The following is a 17,024-nucleotide window of genomic DNA, read 5'->3' on the forward strand; positions in this document are numbered from 1 at the left end:
ATAGAAATGCGAAGTGATTAGCGGCGTGCTGACCAACGTTTCAATTCTTTACCCCATTTTTCAAACTTTTTATCGGTTTTCTCGATCATGGTTGGATCTTTTTTGTCGATATAGTTCTGTAGGTCACTTACGTCTTTACGCATGTTGATAATATCAGGACGATAAGCTTTATAGCTGGCATTATCCTGCATTTCATTAAGTGCTTCATCGGCATGTTTTAAGGCATAACGAGCACCAGTATAGTTTTTGCCAGCAATAAAATTGCGGGCGAGCGCTATATTATCATGTGCTTTATCGCTAGGAACCGATACCTGGCTATCTATTTTAACCACCGCATCTGTTAACATGGCAAGTTGATTATCTGCCTCTTTGAGTTTACCGTTTGTGATCGCGGTGTCTGCATCTCTAAGAAACGAATCTGCTTTATCGCCTGTTAAATCAAGCGTAAGATAAACAATATCCGCATCGGTGACGGCAAGGTCATTGACTGCCCAGATAGGGCCGCTACTGACTTTTTTCACTTGAACTGGACCGGTTTCAATGGGGAAATAGTGATATTTATATTCTGTATCATATTGATAAATGATACGACCGGATTCAACCTGGGTAACACGACGATGTTCAATGGTTGAATGTTTAATCACCGTGATCAGGTTGTGTGCCTGAACCAGATGTTGTCTGGCTAAGTCGGTGTTTTTCATGGCAAGCGCCACTCGAGCATAATTGATATGTTCGACAAAGCTGCTTGCAGCGATACGAGGGTTGCTTATGGTTTCGTTGCTGATAGGTTTGGTCGCTGTTCCTACGGTACCAGTTGTGATATCGGCAGCCAAAGATGAAGCAGCAGCGCTCAAAATCAAGCTTGTGCTTAGAATGGTTGTGATAAGTAATGGATGTGTTTTCATCGGAGTCTCTCCTTAGTGAGGGGGTTAGTTACGTGGTTGATTGGTTGCTTTTTTAACGTCATCAGTAGCATTGTTTGCTGCATCATGAAGTTTATCGCCTGGTGTACGGTCTTCTAATTGTCGAGCGGCTTTATCGGCGCCATTAGGTAATTCATCGACAGCATCGCCAATTTTTTGGCCTGCAGTACGACGATCAGGAGCATTGAGTACGTAATAGCCAATGACGGCAACAACGGCAATTAGTAGAGTGATTGTAAAAATTTTTGCTGATGATTGATTAGCCATGGAATACTCCTTTTAAATGGGTGAATGAGATTTTAGGGTAGGAGGTATAGTGTTGTTTTTCGATATGGAAAAATAAGATGGATGTAAGAAATCTATAAAGATTCAAATGTAGGATACAATCAAAAGAAAGCCGGACCTAGGTCCGGCTTTCTTGGGTCGATCAACAAATTGCTTAGACCTAACGATTTTGAGGGGCATTGTTAGGTTTAACAGTTTGGTTATTGCCAGGCTTAGCAGGTGCATTATTCGTATTAGGAGTTTTTGCATTGTCTACTTTGCTTTCGGCAACGATCGGCTGTTGCGCAGCTTGGTCGTTTTTTTGATTTTGATTTTGATTTTGATTTTGATTTTGATTAGTATTAGGTTGATTGTTAGTCATATCAATCTCCTTAAAAGTATGAAGTTGAGCCGTGTTACTCGAAGAGAAATACTCTCAACACAATGAAGGCTACAGATTAGTGTATAATGAATCTATGTAGAAATAATGATGAGTCGTAATATTTTCGTAAAGATTATGATTTTATATAAGATGGTAGCTATAAAAAATCGCCCGGCTCATTGTCTGCGCCGGGCGATTTTCGAATACGGGGATCAATGATTATGAAGTTTTTGAATCATGTTTTTGGTTGTGTTCAACATCATCTTCCATCTCTTTAATTTTCTTTTCAGCGTCTTCTTTGCCCAGGCCATAATGTTCTTTTAATTTGCCTAAGAATTGATCACGTTGACCGTTAAAAAGGGTAACGTCGTTGTCGGTTAACTTACCCCAGGTTTCTTTGATTTTACCTTTGAGTTGTGTAAATTTTCCGTCTACTTGTTCTTGATTCATAAAAATCTCCTTGAAATTTATGGTTAACATTGTCAAAGACAATGTGTGCATTTAAGGCACTCTGTATTATCGTTTTCTTCTCAATAAAGAAGCGACAGGACTTATGTTCGGAATGATAAGAAAACGATAAAGAATATGGATAAATACTAATCGGTCAGCAGGTTAAAAAGCGCCAAAGGCATAGGCATCCATGGCAAGTACGCCTAAGGCTACGTCTTTATGCAGATGCTGTGCTTGTAATGGGATGCCAGCGGCACCTAAAGCAACAAAGAACGGTAGAAAATGTTCGGGTGTTGGGTGATTTTCGTTGGCATAGGGAGCTAATATGTGCCATTTAAGCAAGCTTTCGATATCATCCTTTAGCACGCATTCTTCCACCCATGCAGAGAAGTGGTTAACCCATTCGGGAGTATGAAGATGGTGACCATGAAAGGCTTCTTTCAAATTATGTGTTAAGTTACCAGTACCTATGATTAAGATATGTTCCTTTTTAAGGGAAGCAAGAGCCTGGCCAATACGATAATGCCATTGTGCATCTTTGTGAGGCTGTACGGATAATTCAATAACAGGAACATCAGCATTGGGGTACATCAGGAGCAAGGGGTTCCATACACCATGGTCAAGTCCACGTGAAGGATCAATCTCGGCTTTAAATCCGTGTGTAACCAATAACGAACGAACCTGATTGGCAAGTGCTGGATTACCAGGGACGGGATAATGTAATGCGTAAAGCGCTTTAGGAAAACCATAAAAATCATGAATGGTTTCTGGAAGCGAGGCACCTGTGAGCATGGGGTCATCTGTTTCCCAATGGGCCGATGCTATTACGATAGCGCGTGGCTTGGATATGCGTGTGCTAAGTCGGCGCAAAAATTGTGAGGTTAGAGCGTCTTCCAATGCCAACATAGGCGAGCCGTGCGAGATAAAGAGTGAGGGAAGATGCGTAGAATTCATATAACCAAATTAATCTTTGTGGGGAGCCGCTAGCGGCGATGTAGTATTTGTCTGATATTCTGCTTTTTTATTCGATGGGTTAGTTAGATAATGATTGCGCTGGTACATCTATCACAAGGACTTCTGCATCACTGGTGGCGGCGATGGTGATAATCGATTCACCTGTGACTTCAGCGCCATCGCCTTGCTGCATCTGCATCCCATTGATCGTAAAATTGCCTACTGATGCCAGGATATAAGCCTGATGTTTAATGGGTTGTGTAATCACGGTTCCTTTGGTTAAGGTGCCACCATAAATGGCTGCGTCTTGATGGATAAAGAGTGCATTTTTTCCTGCATGTTGGGCTTGACCCGAAACCAATACGGCAAGTTTATCGGTTACTGGTTCTTTAGGAAATTCTTTGGCTTTCCACCGCGGCGCTACATTTTTCTCATTAGGCTCAATCCAGATTTGGTACAAAGTGGTGTCCTCTGGTTCAGCATTATATTCCGAGTGGAATACACCTGTGCCAGCACTCATCACCTGAACATCACCGGCTTTGGTGCGACCTTCATTCTTCATACTGTCTTTGTGCGATATGGCACCTTTTTTAACATAGGTGATGATTTCCATGTTGTTATGTGGATGTGCGCCAAAACCCTTGCCAGCGGCAATGCGGTCGTCGTTTACCACGCGTAATGCACCAAACTCTAAGCGTTTTGGATTCCAATAACGGGCAAAGCTAAAATGGTGTCGCGCATTAAGCCAGCCGTGATCGGCATGGCCCAGTGTTTCATATGGATAGAGATGTATCATCTATCAACTCCTTAAACTGGTTTAGTTATAAGGCTAGTTTGACTCATTCCAATACAAATGTTAATATTGAATAATGTTAATTGATTAGTTCCAAATGGTTATTAATATGCAAACACTGGGTCGCCTGTCTATTTTTTTGGAAGTTGCCAAATTACAGAGTTTTGCTAAAGCGGCACAAAATCTTGGCATTACCGGTCCTGCAGCTAGTAAGCAGGTGGTGGCGCTTGAGGATGAACTGGGAGTAAAGCTGCTTCACCGTACAACTCGGCTCGTTACGCTTACGGAAGAAGGGGCTGTCTATTATGAACGGGCACGCCATGCGGTTGAGGAGTTGAAAGAAGCCGCTGAGCAATTACACGACATGAAAACCACGGCCAAAGGATTGCTTAAAGTGAACGTTCCTCTTTCGTTTGGGCAGGCGCATTTATTGCCGGTACTGGCTGGATTTGCTAAACAAAATCCTCACGTTACCATGGAAGTGATATTGGATGACAAAATGGTAGATGTGATAGCTGATGGATATGATGTTGTGATACGGATTGGTGTTTTGAACGATTCAACCTTGGTTTCCAAACATTTAGGCGATTGTGCTGTGTTACCGGTGGCATCTCCTTCTTATATTGATGCACATGGAATACCGAAAACGCCGGCAGAGTTAAAACAACATCGCCTTATTACATACACACATCAAGGAGCCACTATGGAATGGCGTTATCAGCATCACAATGGAGCAATCGGTACGGTTCGGGGTGATGGTGTTTTTCGATCCAATAATACCGAAATGATGTTGCAGGCTGCCCTGGATGGTTTAGGCATTGCGATCCTGCCGATATTTACGATATCAACCCATTTAAAAGCGCAGCAATTAGTGCATGTGTTGCCCGAATACGAAACATACCCAAAACGTCAAATCACGGCACTCATGCCGCCAAACCGCTATCGTTTAGCTAAGGTAAAATTATTACTGGATTGGATCGGGCAATCATGTAAGGCCATGCCGCTTAGCTTATAACTTACTTACTTTTGGTTTTTACATATAACTCTGGAAATGTTTTTTGCAACGTGATTAGTTTGGGCGCATCGTTGATCACAATATAGGGGTCATACGGATGGAGTGTTGCATAGTTTTGATGGTAATCTTCGGCAGGATAAAAATGGTTCAGAGGTTCGATGGTGGTCACAATGGGATCTGGAAATAACGTGCTTTGCCTAAGGGATGCAATTTTAGCCGCAAATACTTTTTGTTGTGCAGGCGAGTTATAAAAGACAGCAGAACGATATTGTGTTCCATGATCTGGTCCTTGATAATTAAGTTGCGTAGGATTATGCGCTACCATAAAGAAGACATCGAGTAATGTATCTAGGGAAATTTGATTAGGATCATAGGTCACTAATACCGATTCTGCATGTCCAGTGTTGCCATCGCTGACGATATCATAATAGGCTGTGTTGGATTGTCCTCCTGCATAACCAGATGTTGCAGATAGAACACCTTTGGTATGTTGAAACACGGCTTGGATTCCCCAAAAACATCCCCCGGCAACGACGATAGATCCTGAGGAATGAAGGGTGTTTTGTTTTGCCTGCGCAAAGGCATGAGCACTTAATCCAACGGTAAGTATGAGTGATATGAATGCAAAGACATATTTCATTGTTTGAATCATGGCAATAATCCTTGTGCAAAGAATTGATAGGATACACCATTTCGGTCATAAAGTAAGATACTTTACCAATAGAAGATCTATTGCACCAAATGTGTGGTTAGTTTTTCAATCATTAAGGCCAGGATGATGGCCAATCCTAAATACAGCACACTATATTCAATTCGCGTGGATAGTTTAACTGCATAATAAGCTTTATTCTCTGGTAAATGAGGATCATATTTCCAGGCTTTGATTAATTGAGGGGCAGAGAGAACCGCAATAATAATAAGGATAGGGCTTGGGAAATAAAACCAGACGGCAACAAGCAAAGGAACGCCCACAAACCAGACACGAGGCGATATTACGGATGTAATACGCCCGCCATCCAGTGGATGAAGTGGAATGAGATTAAATAAATTGATGATGAATCCAGCTTGAGCTAAGGCGATTAGCAAATGATTGCCATTTGACATTCCTAAAAAATACACGGCAAAGGATGCAACCGTGCCAACGAATGGTCCCGCATAAGCAACATAGGCTTCTACCTCGGCATTCATGGGTTGTTCTTTTAGCTGAATCCACGCTCCTAAAAAAGGAATGAACGTCGGTAGCCCTACATTTAATTTTTTTTGTTTAGCGGCCAAATAATGTCCCATTTCATGACAAAAGATTAAGGCGACAAATCCAGCCGCATATCTCCATCCATAAAGCATAGCATAGGTACCGATTGAGAGTATGATACTACTGGCAGATAGAAGAATTTTACCAAGTTTGGCATAACTAAAGATATTAATAAGCAAGAGAATCAATAATTTCATGATGGGTCAGAATCCTCGCAAGTGGAACTTCCAGCTAAACAATCCATTAATTTTAGCAATAATGAGGATAAAACCAATCACAATTAATACCCCAAATTTTTCTATTAAAGAACGTCCCTCATCCAATAGCCCTGCATTTTTATTAACCACACCGGTTACCAACGTGGCAATGCCATATTGAGCAACGCGATCGGTTTGTTCAGAAAAGTCTTCATAGCGTTTTCCGTCATTATAAACTAAGGAATTCAGCAACTCAATCGCATGTGGTTTTATATGACCTATCGATGAGCTCGGTGCAACCAGGCCCATGACAAAATAGCCTTCTTTGCCTAAAATATACATATTATAATTGACCATTTGTTCATCGTAAGGAGCAGCGGAGCGATTATTCATTTGTACTGACCATCTCAAGGTATGGGAAGACCCATTATAGATTGGTTTTTCTATCCAGCCACTGACTTCCAGAGGGGGGATGCCATCTTTTGTGAATGTTGTATTATTGTTTTGGATTAAGTCCTGCAGTTTTTTTAGATCATCATCAGAACCCCATTGCTTTGCAGCTTCATCACTAATGTGTCCCACGCGATGATATCCAATTAATATACTCCATGTTTCTTGGTGTTTGCTGGTTTTGTTTTTAGCTGGAAAGATAACACCTACCAAAGTAGGGCTTTTTATGTTTAACAGCGATGCTACTTCTTTTTTAGGGATAAAAATATAACCTACAGGCAATGTCAAGGTACCTTGATCCAGCAATGGAATATGAGCAGGACCAGTTATGGCAGCATGAGTAGCATTCGTCAGTGCTTTTAGATATTCGGGTTGCTGTGAAAAAAGGGGTGAGGGAATTAATGGCTGTGCGCGAACTGTTGAGGTGTAAAAAATGATAATAATAACAGTCAATATGCTGGTGATTAGTCCTTGTTTTATATGAAGATTCATGCCGCCTCGGTTTGCTTTAAATGGGTTGTATTGTATTAAAATACTAATAAATGTCAAGCTTTATGAAAAATTTATGACTTGTAATTGAAATATACGATAAGATGAGGTTGTTTCATATTCATCTATCAATAGCCTATGGCTAGCGAGAACGCCTTGATATCTATAGTATGTTGGTCGGTGTTATAGCAAAGTTGCAGCCTGTAGAAATAAGGATGATGGTATGTGGAAACCACGGCTATCCATGATTGACCGAAGCTATTGCCACGGTGGCAACATTTGGTTGCTGGGAAGTCGATTTGATAAGCCTTTGTAGGGATCTGAACCTAATTCTTGTCCCAAGGGAAAAACAAACCATTAAATAGATGATCAATAGTCATGGAAATACCTTTTAAACGATAAATAAATCGATTAAACATAGAGAGCAGATGGTTTATTATAGGAAAATAATCTCATGCCTGATTTCCCCGACGGTTCTCCCAAAAAATGTTGTGGTCATTCAAAATCGGATGTTAATCATCATGCACCCTCAGTTACACACTCGGGTGATAGTTCTTCAGATGGTGACGTGATCTACACATGTCCAATGCACCTTCAGGTAAAACAAAAAGGGCCCGGTCATTGTCCCATGTGTGGGATGGCGTTGGAACCAGAAACATTTTCGCAAGACACGGTGGTTAATCACGAATTAGTTGATATGGCGCGTCGATTTTGGATATCGGCTTTAGTTGCAGCGCCGTTGGCATTTTTTGTCATGGGTGCACATTTTATACCTGGATTTCCTCATGGGTGGGTCGATTCAACGATTTCACACTGGGTGCAGATGGTGGTTGCAACACCTGTGGTCGTGTGGGGAGGGTGGCCGTTTTTTGTACGCGCGGTCGCGTCCATCAAGCATCGTAGCTTCAATATGTTTACCCTGATTGCCCTGGGTATGGCAGTCTCTTATCTTTATAGTGTGATACTGACGCTTTTTCCACACATCATGGCCCAATTTGCAGGTGGGATGAAGCTGGCTGTTTATTTTGAAGCTGCTGCTGTTATCACGGCATTAGTGCTTCTTGGCCAGGTGTTGGAACTGAAAGCCCGTGAACAAACTACGAATGCTATGCGTGCGTTGCTTGATTTAGCTCCCAAGGTGGCGCGGATGATTGACGATATGGGTAGGGAAAAAGATATACCTCTTGCGCAGGTACAAAAAGGGAATCTTCTTCGCGTGCGCCCCGGTGAAAAGATACCTGTAGATGGTGTGGTGACTGAGGGTAGCAGCACTATAGATCAATCAATGCTTACAGGCGAATCAATGCCTGTAGAAAAAAACGTCGGTGATAAAGTAACCGGTGCAACATTGAATGGCACGGGTAGTTTTATCATGCGTGCAGAGCATGTGGGCAGTGAAACCATGTTGGCACGCATCGTTGAAATGGTAGCCAAAGCACAACGGACGCGAGCGCCGATTCAACGTTTGGCTGATAGTGTCTCTGGTTATTTTGTGCCCATTATTATTGCCATTGCCCTGTTAACAGCTATCTCATGGTGGATATGGGGACCCGAACCTAAACTGGCTTATGCTATTGTCAATGCGGTTGCTGTGTTGATTATTGCGTGTCCTTGTGCGCTTGGGCTTGCAACGCCAATGTCGATTATTGCAGGAACTGGGCGTGGTGCGTTTGCTGGTGTGCTGATTAAAAATGCCGAATCTCTGGAGATTATGGAAAAAGTAGATACGCTTATCATCGATAAAACAGGCACTCTTACGGAAGGAAAACCAACATTAATGGATGTGATTGTGCTTAAGGGCTTTGATAAAGACCTCATCTTGAAATGGATAGCAAGCCTTGAAAGAAACAGTGAACACCCACTTGCCTCAGCCATAGTCACTGCGGTTGAAGCACAGGGCATAACGCTTGTTTCCGTTGTGAATTTTTTATCAATGACAGGCAAGGGCGTACAGGGCATTATTGACGGCCATACCATTGCACTGGGTAATGCGGCGCTACTGTCTTCGCTCAACATTGATCTAAGCCCACTGACTGAGCAGGCCGATCAATTACGTCTCAAAGGCCAAACGACTATGTTTGTTGCAGTCGATGGTGTTCCAGCGGCTATGATTGGCGTTGCTGATCCCATAAAAGCAACTACCGCTGAAGCACTGCGTCAATTAAAAGCGCTTGGGTTGCATATTGTGATGCTCACAGGCGATAATGTAATAACCGCCCAAGCGATAGCCAGCCAGCTTGCTATTGATGAGATTGAGGCAGATGTGTTGCCTGAGCGTAAGAGTGAAATTATACGCCAGCTCCAGGAAAAAGGCAGAAAAGTTGCCATGGCTGGTGATGGTGTGAATGATGCTCCGGCACTTGCACAAGCCCATGTGGGAATTGCCATGGGAACGGGTACGGATGTGGCCATCGAAAGTGCAGGCATCACCTTAGTTAAAGGCGATTTATTAGGCATTGTGCGTGCGCGTCGCCTAAGTCAGGCTACGATGCAAAATATCAGACAAAATCTCTTCTTTGCCTTTGTCTATAACGTGCTTGGAGTGCCGGTGGCAGCAGGTATTCTTTATCCATTCTTTGGATTGTTGTTGAGCCCGGTAATAGCAAGCGCTGCCATGACGTTTAGTTCGGTATCGGTCATTATCAACTCACTAAGGCTGCGTTCTGCCAAATTATGACGTTGTGGCGTATTAAAATGCGTCACGCTGGCGACCCGTAGATGGATGGAGCATTTCGTGTTGATTGGTTTCGCTATAATTTCCACAGCAACCTTCAACGCACATAATCTCACTCCAGCAACTTTTAAGGTACGGCGTATTCGTTGCTGAGGCGTCAAATATGATGTTTGTATCCTTCACTGTTGCTCTAAATTCTTGACCTTTATGGTGCACAGTTATGGTTGCATCAACGTCACTGACTTTTTCTATTCCTTCTGCTTTATAACCGCAACGTATGCGAATGGAGTAATCGTCATCGCCAGGATTTCCAGATACCTCAATAATCAGCGTACCAGAAAGCTCCTTTTCTGCAAATGCGACTCCTCTTTTTTGAAGGACATAAACCGTTGCATGGGTCTCATCAAAGTCGCTACCCCAGCAATGCTCATCGTTAAAGGCGCAACGTAACTCATATAAGGATGAAGGGGAGATTTTGATATTAGATGGAAGGCCCAGAATGGATGCAGATTTTTCACGGCTAAGTTTAATTTTTCCAGTGAAGGTTTCATCACGGTTGTTTTGAAGTGAAGGCGCGGGTGATTGAATAAGACGCGATTGTTTAGGCTGCGTGTATGCCCGATGATGGATGGCAGGCAAGCCATTTTTGATATAGCTATCAACTTCTGCCCTTGATGCACTTAAATAAGTCTGTTCTTGTTCATGATCTAGTATGCGTACGTCCGTACTAAGCTGAGGTGTTCCTTCGGGAAAACATGATTTAGTCACTAGTTGGGTGTTGCCGCCCTTGCCCAAATATAAGACTTCTCCGGGGCTGAGCGCATCGTTTTTATGAATAGAGAATACGGCATATTCTTCATGACTGAGTGCTTGTGGGACAAGTAGTTGCAATTGTTTTGTTTGTGATAATTCCATTCCAATGGCGTGTCCATGATCGGCTTGAAACCAACTATACCAATGTTGTCCTTTTGTGTGGGGCAGGCTGCCCAGTGCAGGTGGGAGCATTGCGTCTTGTTGTGTGAGCATGCTCATTGCTCTGGCCATATCCATCGAGAATGTTTTAGGGCATTGGGTATGGCGAAGTTTTTCTATGATGGTTTTAAACGCGTCCTGGCTACCTGTGGGTATGCGGTATATAGCAACAAAATGGGGAGAAAATTGTGTTTCTATCCTCTGTAATGCTTCTTTATGAACACGAGTGCAAACCTCTTTTATATTATACTCAGGAAATGGGTTGGATGCTGTATTTGATGGTGTTGGTTCTGCTTCGAGATTGGTAGAGTGAGCCTTTGCCTCAGCAGGCTTTCTCGTTCTTTTTTCAGGAGCGGGCCTAATGCTTGTTGGGTCAACTCTTACCATCGGAAAGGGGCCGGTTCCATAAAATTGAGGTTGCCCTTTTTGGATAATGACAAGTTGTCTTTGTGTGTCATCGGGAATGATGCAATCGACGCCTGGACCAGGAAAAATATCCCAGGAGCCATTGGCATTTTTGCGATAGGTAACCTGTTGATCCGTATGATCAGGGTGACGATAGATAAACGTATCGTCGGTGCTTGAGACCAATATAAATTCTATTGTATGGCTCTTTAGTTCATCAAAAAGCTGCTGTACACGTTCGGTTTTGACATTGATTCTAGATGGCGTTGAAAGTTCGTCAATTAAGGTTGTTATCAGTTGGGTTGAAGCTACGTTATCCGTGATTGCCAGACTATTAGGAATGGCTATTGCGGGTGATTCTTCTTCATAGAGATTTTTTTTACGAGTTTTCATATTCATCCTTAGTGGCATGTACAGACGATGCCTTCAGTATTGGCAACGGCTTGCTGTAAAATGGCTTGCGCAAAGCCGGATGTATTGGATTGGTTGTTTTCTAATAATTGCTTTCGTGTCACTCCGCTGGTTGCCAATTGTTCGGCAAAACTGGCTGGTGTGTTTGAGTTGATTGGAATGGATGCTTTAGAATCTGCGAATACGGATTGTTGACGATCATTATGCTGTGCTACAGTGTGTCGTTCAGAAAATGATCTATTTTCTAAAGGTTGTATTATGTGAGATTGATGCGCAAGATTATGTGCGTTTTGTTGGGGACTCATGTCTATCAAGGGTAAAACTGATTGTGTAGCACTTAATCCGGGATTCACGGTTGCAGGCTGTTCCATGTGCGAATGAGTAGTGGCCTGAATGGATTGCCCCTGGTTATAGATGCCTTGTTCCGCCGCAATGAAATTTGCAATAGACTGTGGCGTGTTATTGGCCTGGCTGGCTTGATGTTCTACACCGATGGCTTGAATGGATGGTTGAAACGAATTCGACGTGTCGTACAATTGGCTTGGCATGTTGCTTATGGCAGTCATTGATTGGATATAGGTCATTTGCTGGCTATCTATAGCAGCCAGTCTTGTTTGCAGCTGTGAGAATCTATCTGCATAGAAGGATGCTTGTTGCAAAGCCTGTTGTGATTGTTCTAGAGCCTGGCGCACTGAATCACTGACACCTTGATTTGCTAGCAATTGGTTTATGTGTTGTTGAGTGACTTCCAGCATTTGCTTGACCAGATTACCATCGAGCAAAGGGTCGCGTGCAAGGTTTTCGCGCAAAGACTGTAGGCGTTCTATTGATTCCTGAAGTTGCTTGATGGCCTCCTGGTGTTCTTCTGGGTTTAATTGGCCTGGATCATTTTTGAGGGCTTCCAGGGCTGCCAGCAACGCATTTTCAGCCTGCAATAATTGATTGAGCATGGCAGCTTGTGCCTTATACAGGAGAAGATTTTGCTGCAGCCGTTGTTGTGCCAGCTCTTGCAGCATTTGCTGCTGTGTTGCTAAGCGCTGCTGGATATTTTCAGCGATGATTCTGCCGTCCAAAAGACCATGCTGCGCACATTGCTGCATCATCTGTATGGCGGCAAAGATGGCCATGAATTCCTTCAAATGCGATTCGCTACGTAGAAGCGATATTTTATCTTTCCACTCCACGAGAAAATCTTCATAATCATGAGTCATGGCGGCTAGTTCTTCGAGAGTCGTGACTTCGGTTAGACGTTTTAGTAAGTGTTCAACGGAATAGGCTTCAATGGCGGTTTCTAATGCGGCTTCTTCCTTTGTTTTTGAGCGTGGCTTCTGGCTCATAGTGGCTCGCTTTGCGCGAGTCTCTTGGTGATGTAATTTCACATTTTCACTGTTTTCCTGGGATGCGGTTACTTGCGAAATCACATGGGCCATCCCTGATTCAGCCATCCGTTGTTCGTCAAGCATGATTCCATGCTGCTTACTATTGGTGCCCCACGCATCCTGTCGTTTAAATGCAAATTTTTTCACGAATGACACTACCATGATGATTCCCTGTCACATTGGTTGAAACAAAATTGTATCAATAAAAATTCATGTGGGAATGTGACAAAATGTCACTGTGGCAAACTGTCGCAGCTGGACATGCCCCTGGATAACCTGCCAGCTACGATGATGCAAGCACTGCAGCATCGCATGTCCATGATGAAGCAATTTGCATAAAATATCCGTCTTCAACGGGCATCAATGAAAACAATGTTGCATTGGTTTTCCCATTACTAACAGATGATCCTTCGTACGCGTTTGCTTGTTACCTCAACAAACAATGAGGAGCTGCGCATGATAAAGAAACAAAAAATAGCAACTTCCCCACAAACCATCTGAGATAATGGTATAAATGTATAGAACGGAAGGGGGGGGATGCTGCATAAAAAGTTAAATTTTTATAATTCCTAAATGCTTGCACAGGATCGTGGTACCAATGGCTATGAGGCACAATCCACCCAGTATCTCGGCAATTCGCCCTGCTTTAGTACCTATATAATGGCCGATCATAACGCCCAGTGTAGCCATCATAAATGTTGCTGTACCAATCATGGCTGCGGTAATCCAGATATTAGCATCCAGAAGAGCAAGTGATACGCCTACAGCCATCGCATCAATGCTGGTCCCTATTGCCGTGAGTATCAAGATGTGTAATTGATGCGATTCCGCTCGTGGTTTATCTTCATGCTTTAGTCCTTCATAGATCATTTTTCCACCAATGATGGCAAGGATAATGAAGGCTACCCAATGGTCGATTGATTCAATAAACCGGCTGGCAAGGATTCCGATAAGCCATCCAATAATAGGTGTAAGCGTTTCAATGCTTCCGAAAATAAATCCTATCCGCAGCGCTTCGGTGAATTTAGGCTTACGAAGAATAACCCCCTTGCTAACTGCAGCAGCAAAGGCATCGGCAGACATACTGAACGCTAACATAGTATTTGAAATGAGAGACATACATACTCCAGCTGGCATTACAGATAATACAAAACGCAAGGCTGCCAGTTTAAGCCTTGAGAAATGCATCAGTCTCGCCAAACGCTCAAAGCGCCGATTCAACCATGTGCATCGCACAAGTATGTTGGCTGAATCCCAAAAGGAGGCTACTCCCCAATTACGTTTACAAAATAGCGTGTTATCTTTCAGGAAGCAAGTGCATTGAAGTTATGTTAATACAATATCGATTATTAATTCTATCAACCCAAAGTTGCGGCTTTGAATTCTTTGTCTGTCCTGTTGTTGTGACAAAATAGAACTGGGGAGGGGGGTATATGAGGGGAAAAATATGACAACAGTAACAAAATCTCAATGTTCTAACGGTACACTTAAAAACACAGCTACGGGTGGTCCAAGCAATATAGTTTGGTGGCCAGTAGATTATAGGCACTATGGGGCATTTTTTATTCATATTGCCATGAATGACGAAGAGCAAGTTGCTCTCATTGCCGGTGGTTACACCTTTGGTAAAGGCCATGGAGCTGTTGATCCAAGCCAATATGTTGGTCCTGAGCCAGTAGGTTCTATCTATCTCTGATATGAACAACAGGAGGCCCTCTTGTTATCGTTTACGCAGTGAATCGTATCATTGAAAAGATGATTATGTTGATTAATATGAAGTAAATTGTATTGTTGTTCGGTTGCCTGTTGTTGTTATTTAATAATTGACTTATAAACAATAATACATAATAAATATATCCATTATAATCTAGTGGAATAAAATGAGTTTATGAAATTTTTATTAAGAGATTCAGAAGTCTATATCAGAATGGGGGATATACAGAGTTTTAAATATGCGCTTGAGTTAAATGTAAATGAATTTCTACATTTTACTAATACCGAGCATCTAGTGAGACTGATATTAGACTATACTATTAATTCGAAAAAATCAAATATGCTCAATACATATTATGATTATCTTCAACAATGTTTGACGGATAGAAATAATGCGCCTCGCTCGGAGGTAAATCAATTAGCAATTGGATGCATTGTTGATAAAATTAAAGAAATTTATCAAACGGAACCACACACATTATTGAGATCGTTATTAATAGTGAATGATGATCGTTATTTAGATAAATTATTAGAAAAAATATCATTTTTACCAATTATAAAAACTGATATACTTAAAGAGTTGCCTTGGTATGCAGCCACCTTAGTGAAAAATGACAATTTAAAAAACATGGATTGTTTTCTGCATGTATTGAGTGGTGATATTAAAGGTAAGTTGCATTTTATATTAAATGTTATGTACTACTCCGTCATGGATCAGAAAACTAATATTCTTGAAAAGGCATTGAGTGAATTTAATCACTATTCTATTCCACCGGATAAAAAACAGTCTTTGTTATCCAGCATGCCATGGCAATTACATCCCTTCATTGAGGAAAGCGAAGATGATCGGTTTGCGACACTGGTAGAGGCATTATGGTTAGCCGCTCTTGATGGTGCCAATGACGATATTATTGATAAGATATTGACGTTTCTAAAGTATCATAATGTTTGTGTTAGCGATTTTTGGTTATTAAATGAAGGCCAAGCAATTGCCGATTTAATTGAAAAAAATAAACTAGGTACGATTAAGACATGGGGAATGATCAGCCTAGAAACGCAAATGCAAAAAAATGCATTTTATCAAAACTTTATGCATTTCTATCACTGCGCAACGTTTACTGAAAATAAAGAGTCAATCGAATATTTGAAAGATTTATTAAGAGAAAATCAGCCTAATACCCTTGATTCATTTTGTGAGCTGCAGGCTAAAGAAGAGGGTGAGTATGTCTTTAATGACTTCGTTGAGCTCTTGTCAAATAAAGTATGCCATGAAAATTGGGGGATTGCAGAGGTTATTTTCTCTGCAGCTCAAACATGTGTCGTCCAACCTCAAGAGCCAAGCGTTGCATTAGAAGACAGCGTTGCATTAGAAGAGTGTGATGGTGATGACACGCCCATATTCACGAAAAGAAATGTGCTTGATACGCAATGGCTTCAAGGTTTTATTCGTGATACTAACAATTATAAAGCTGTTTTTAATTTTATAAATGAACAGCAGAGTGATGATTCTTCGTTGAGCAAAGCAGAAATATCGACTGTTTGTCGGAATATGGCTACGATAGCTATTCATGAAGGAAATACGGAATTGATGGTCTATCTAGATTCTGATGCATCCTTAAAACCTTTTCTGGATAAAGCCATAATGGAATGGGAAGGCAAAACATATCATTGGTGTTGGCGCGATCGGCAAAATAATATGTTTGTTTTGCTTAAGAATGTGATTGGTCTTACATCCGAGGACACTATTCGTTATGCTATAAAACTCGCTGCAAGCAAGAGAAACGTACATGATATCTATGTTGAAATTAGGGATAATTATATAAATTACTGTCATAATGAAGAGTATGCTTGTAAGCATATCATGCGATCAAAACTTTTTGATATGGGATGTGGCCTTAAAAAAGATATAGATTGGAAAAATTTTGCTAAAGGGTATCTTGATCTTGCCTATTCGTTGTCACTCACACCGTCCCTTTTGAGCAAAAGAAAGCAAAATCAATCGATTGACAATTCTAGTAAAAAACAGCGGTCGTTGTAAATATTGTAAATTTATAAGTGGAATACTTATAAATTTGCTCGTTTTGTCTTGAATCATGATAAATCAAGTGGTAGATTGTCTTGTTATTAATAGACCCTCATTGAGTTTAACGATGCTTACGATAACCGGCTATGTGCTCATTGTCCTCCTGGATTAAATCCCGTGGAAAGATTCTGGCAATAGCTCAAGCGTCGAGCCATCAGAAACCAAATCTATGATTCAATAGAGGAGCTTGAAGTTGCCTTTTGCACAGCCATTTAAGA

At 41.7% G+C, this 17,024-nt stretch carries 16 protein-coding genes; 4 read left to right on the forward strand and 12 right to left on the reverse strand.

Annotation, left to right across the window (positions count from 1 at the left end; all coding sequences use genetic code 11):
• Positions 1-17 precede the first annotated feature (17 nt).
• The 6 genes from IPP74_08365 to IPP74_08390 form a co-directional block, all read right to left on the reverse strand.
• Positions 18-905 carry a YfdX family protein gene (locus tag IPP74_08365; protein MBL0319285.1) on the reverse strand — a complete coding sequence of 296 codons (888 nt, stop codon included), beginning with the start codon at positions 903-905 and terminating at the stop codon, positions 18-20.
• 24 nt (positions 906-929) lie between these two features.
• Positions 930-1,190, reverse strand: a complete 261-nt coding sequence (locus IPP74_08370; GenBank protein MBL0319286.1) for a hypothetical protein — start codon at positions 1,188-1,190, stop codon at positions 930-932.
• Positions 1,191-1,368: 178 nt separating this feature from the next.
• On the reverse strand, positions 1,369-1,569 hold the full coding sequence (locus IPP74_08375) for a hypothetical protein (GenBank protein ID MBL0319287.1): 201 nt from the start codon (positions 1,567-1,569) through the stop codon (positions 1,369-1,371).
• A gap of 219 nt (positions 1,570-1,788) precedes the next feature.
• Positions 1,789-2,019 carry a CsbD family protein gene (locus tag IPP74_08380; protein MBL0319288.1) on the reverse strand — a complete coding sequence of 77 codons (231 nt, stop codon included), beginning with the start codon at positions 2,017-2,019 and terminating at the stop codon, positions 1,789-1,791.
• Between the two features lie 162 nt (positions 2,020-2,181).
• On the reverse strand, positions 2,182-2,973 hold the full coding sequence (locus IPP74_08385; GenBank protein ID MBL0319289.1) for a dioxygenase: 792 nt from the start codon (positions 2,971-2,973) through the stop codon (positions 2,182-2,184).
• A 79-nt stretch (positions 2,974-3,052) separates the two neighbouring features.
• Positions 3,053-3,769 carry a pirin family protein gene (locus tag IPP74_08390; protein MBL0319290.1) on the reverse strand — a complete coding sequence of 239 codons (717 nt, stop codon included), beginning with the start codon at positions 3,767-3,769 and terminating at the stop codon, positions 3,053-3,055.
• Positions 3,770-3,875: 106 nt separating this feature from the next.
• On the opposite strand from IPP74_08390, the gene IPP74_08395 reads away from it, so the two are divergent.
• Positions 3,876-4,781, forward strand: coding sequence for a LysR family transcriptional regulator (locus IPP74_08395; protein ID MBL0319291.1), 906 nt, complete (start codon positions 3,876-3,878; stop codon positions 4,779-4,781).
• A gap of 1 nt (position 4,782) precedes the next feature.
• Here IPP74_08395 and msrA read toward each other — a convergent pair whose 3' ends face one another.
• The 3 genes from msrA to IPP74_08410 form a co-directional block, all read right to left on the reverse strand.
• Entirely contained in the window at positions 4,783-5,433 is a 651-nt protein-coding gene (gene msrA / locus IPP74_08400; protein MBL0319292.1) for a peptide-methionine (S)-S-oxide reductase MsrA, read from the reverse strand.
• A gap of 77 nt (positions 5,434-5,510) precedes the next feature.
• Entirely contained in the window at positions 5,511-6,221 is a 711-nt protein-coding gene (locus IPP74_08405) for a site-2 protease family protein (GenBank protein MBL0319293.1), read from the reverse strand.
• A 15-nt stretch (positions 6,222-6,236) separates the two neighbouring features.
• Positions 6,237-7,172 (reverse strand): DUF2167 domain-containing protein, encoded by a 936-nt coding sequence (locus IPP74_08410; protein ID MBL0319294.1) that lies wholly within the window; start codon positions 7,170-7,172, stop codon positions 6,237-6,239.
• Positions 7,173-7,755: 583 nt separating this feature from the next.
• Here IPP74_08410 and IPP74_08415 point away from each other — a divergent pair.
• Positions 7,756-9,846 carry a copper-translocating P-type ATPase gene (locus IPP74_08415; protein ID MBL0319295.1) on the forward strand — a complete coding sequence of 697 codons (2,091 nt, stop codon included), beginning with the start codon at positions 7,756-7,758 and terminating at the stop codon, positions 9,844-9,846.
• A 12-nt stretch (positions 9,847-9,858) separates the two neighbouring features.
• On the opposite strand, the gene IPP74_08420 is transcribed toward IPP74_08415, so the two are convergent.
• The 3 genes from IPP74_08420 to IPP74_08430 all read right to left on the reverse strand — a co-directional run bounded on the left by IPP74_08420 (position 9,859) and on the right by IPP74_08430 (position 14,129).
• Positions 9,859-11,613, reverse strand: a complete 1,755-nt coding sequence (locus IPP74_08420; protein MBL0319296.1) for a hypothetical protein — start codon at positions 11,611-11,613, stop codon at positions 9,859-9,861.
• Between the two features lie 8 nt (positions 11,614-11,621).
• Positions 11,622-13,172, reverse strand: coding sequence for a hypothetical protein (locus IPP74_08425; protein ID MBL0319297.1), 1,551 nt, complete (start codon positions 13,170-13,172; stop codon positions 11,622-11,624).
• A gap of 390 nt (positions 13,173-13,562) precedes the next feature.
• Positions 13,563-14,129, reverse strand: a complete 567-nt coding sequence (locus IPP74_08430; protein ID MBL0319298.1) for a manganese efflux pump — start codon at positions 14,127-14,129, stop codon at positions 13,563-13,565.
• 328 nt (positions 14,130-14,457) lie between these two features.
• Here IPP74_08430 and IPP74_08435 point away from each other — a divergent pair, with 328 nt between their 5' ends.
• Entirely contained in the window at positions 14,458-14,706 is a 249-nt protein-coding gene (locus IPP74_08435; GenBank protein ID MBL0319299.1) for a hypothetical protein, read from the forward strand.
• A 192-nt stretch (positions 14,707-14,898) separates the two neighbouring features.
• Complete coding sequence (locus IPP74_08440; GenBank protein MBL0319300.1) at positions 14,899-16,761, forward strand: hypothetical protein; 1,863 nt, start codon at positions 14,899-14,901, stop codon at positions 16,759-16,761.
• Positions 16,762-17,024: the final 263 nt, after the last annotated feature.

The organism is Alphaproteobacteria bacterium, assembly GCA_016722515.1.
In the GTDB taxonomy this organism is placed as follows: domain Bacteria; phylum Pseudomonadota; class Alphaproteobacteria; order Rickettsiales; family JADKJE01; genus JADKJE01.

Bases quoted from the DNA above. Each gene is read 5' to 3' on its own strand.
- IPP74_08365 (MBL0319285.1), bottom strand. From the start codon at position 905: ATGAAAACACATCCATTACTTATCACAACCATTCTAAGCACAAGCTTG.
- IPP74_08370 (MBL0319286.1), bottom strand. From the start codon at position 1,190: ATGGCTAATCAATCATCAGCAAAAATTTTTACAATCACTCTACTAATT.
- IPP74_08375 (MBL0319287.1), bottom strand. From the start codon at position 1,569: ATGACTAACAATCAACCTAATACTAATCAAAATCAAAATCAAAATCAA.
- IPP74_08380 (MBL0319288.1), bottom strand. From the start codon at position 2,019: ATGAATCAAGAACAAGTAGACGGAAAATTTACACAACTCAAAGGTAAA.
- IPP74_08385 (MBL0319289.1), bottom strand. From the start codon at position 2,973: ATGAATTCTACGCATCTTCCCTCACTCTTTATCTCGCACGGCTCGCCT.
- IPP74_08390 (MBL0319290.1), bottom strand. From the start codon at position 3,769: ATGATACATCTCTATCCATATGAAACACTGGGCCATGCCGATCACGGC.
- IPP74_08395 (MBL0319291.1), top strand. From the start codon at position 3,876: ATGCAAACACTGGGTCGCCTGTCTATTTTTTTGGAAGTTGCCAAATTA.
- msrA (MBL0319292.1), bottom strand. From the start codon at position 5,433: ATGATTCAAACAATGAAATATGTCTTTGCATTCATATCACTCATACTT.
- IPP74_08410 (MBL0319294.1), bottom strand. From the start codon at position 7,172: ATGAATCTTCATATAAAACAAGGACTAATCACCAGCATATTGACTGTT.
- IPP74_08415 (MBL0319295.1), top strand. From the start codon at position 7,756: ATGCACCTTCAGGTAAAACAAAAAGGGCCCGGTCATTGTCCCATGTGT.
- IPP74_08420 (MBL0319296.1), bottom strand. From the start codon at position 11,613: ATGAAAACTCGTAAAAAAAATCTCTATGAAGAAGAATCACCCGCAATA.
- IPP74_08425 (MBL0319297.1), bottom strand. From the start codon at position 13,172: ATGGTAGTGTCATTCGTGAAAAAATTTGCATTTAAACGACAGGATGCG.
- IPP74_08430 (MBL0319298.1), bottom strand. From the start codon at position 14,129: ATGTCTCTCATTTCAAATACTATGTTAGCGTTCAGTATGTCTGCCGAT.
- IPP74_08435 (MBL0319299.1), top strand. From the start codon at position 14,458: ATGACAACAGTAACAAAATCTCAATGTTCTAACGGTACACTTAAAAAC.
- IPP74_08440 (MBL0319300.1), top strand. From the start codon at position 14,899: ATGAAATTTTTATTAAGAGATTCAGAAGTCTATATCAGAATGGGGGAT.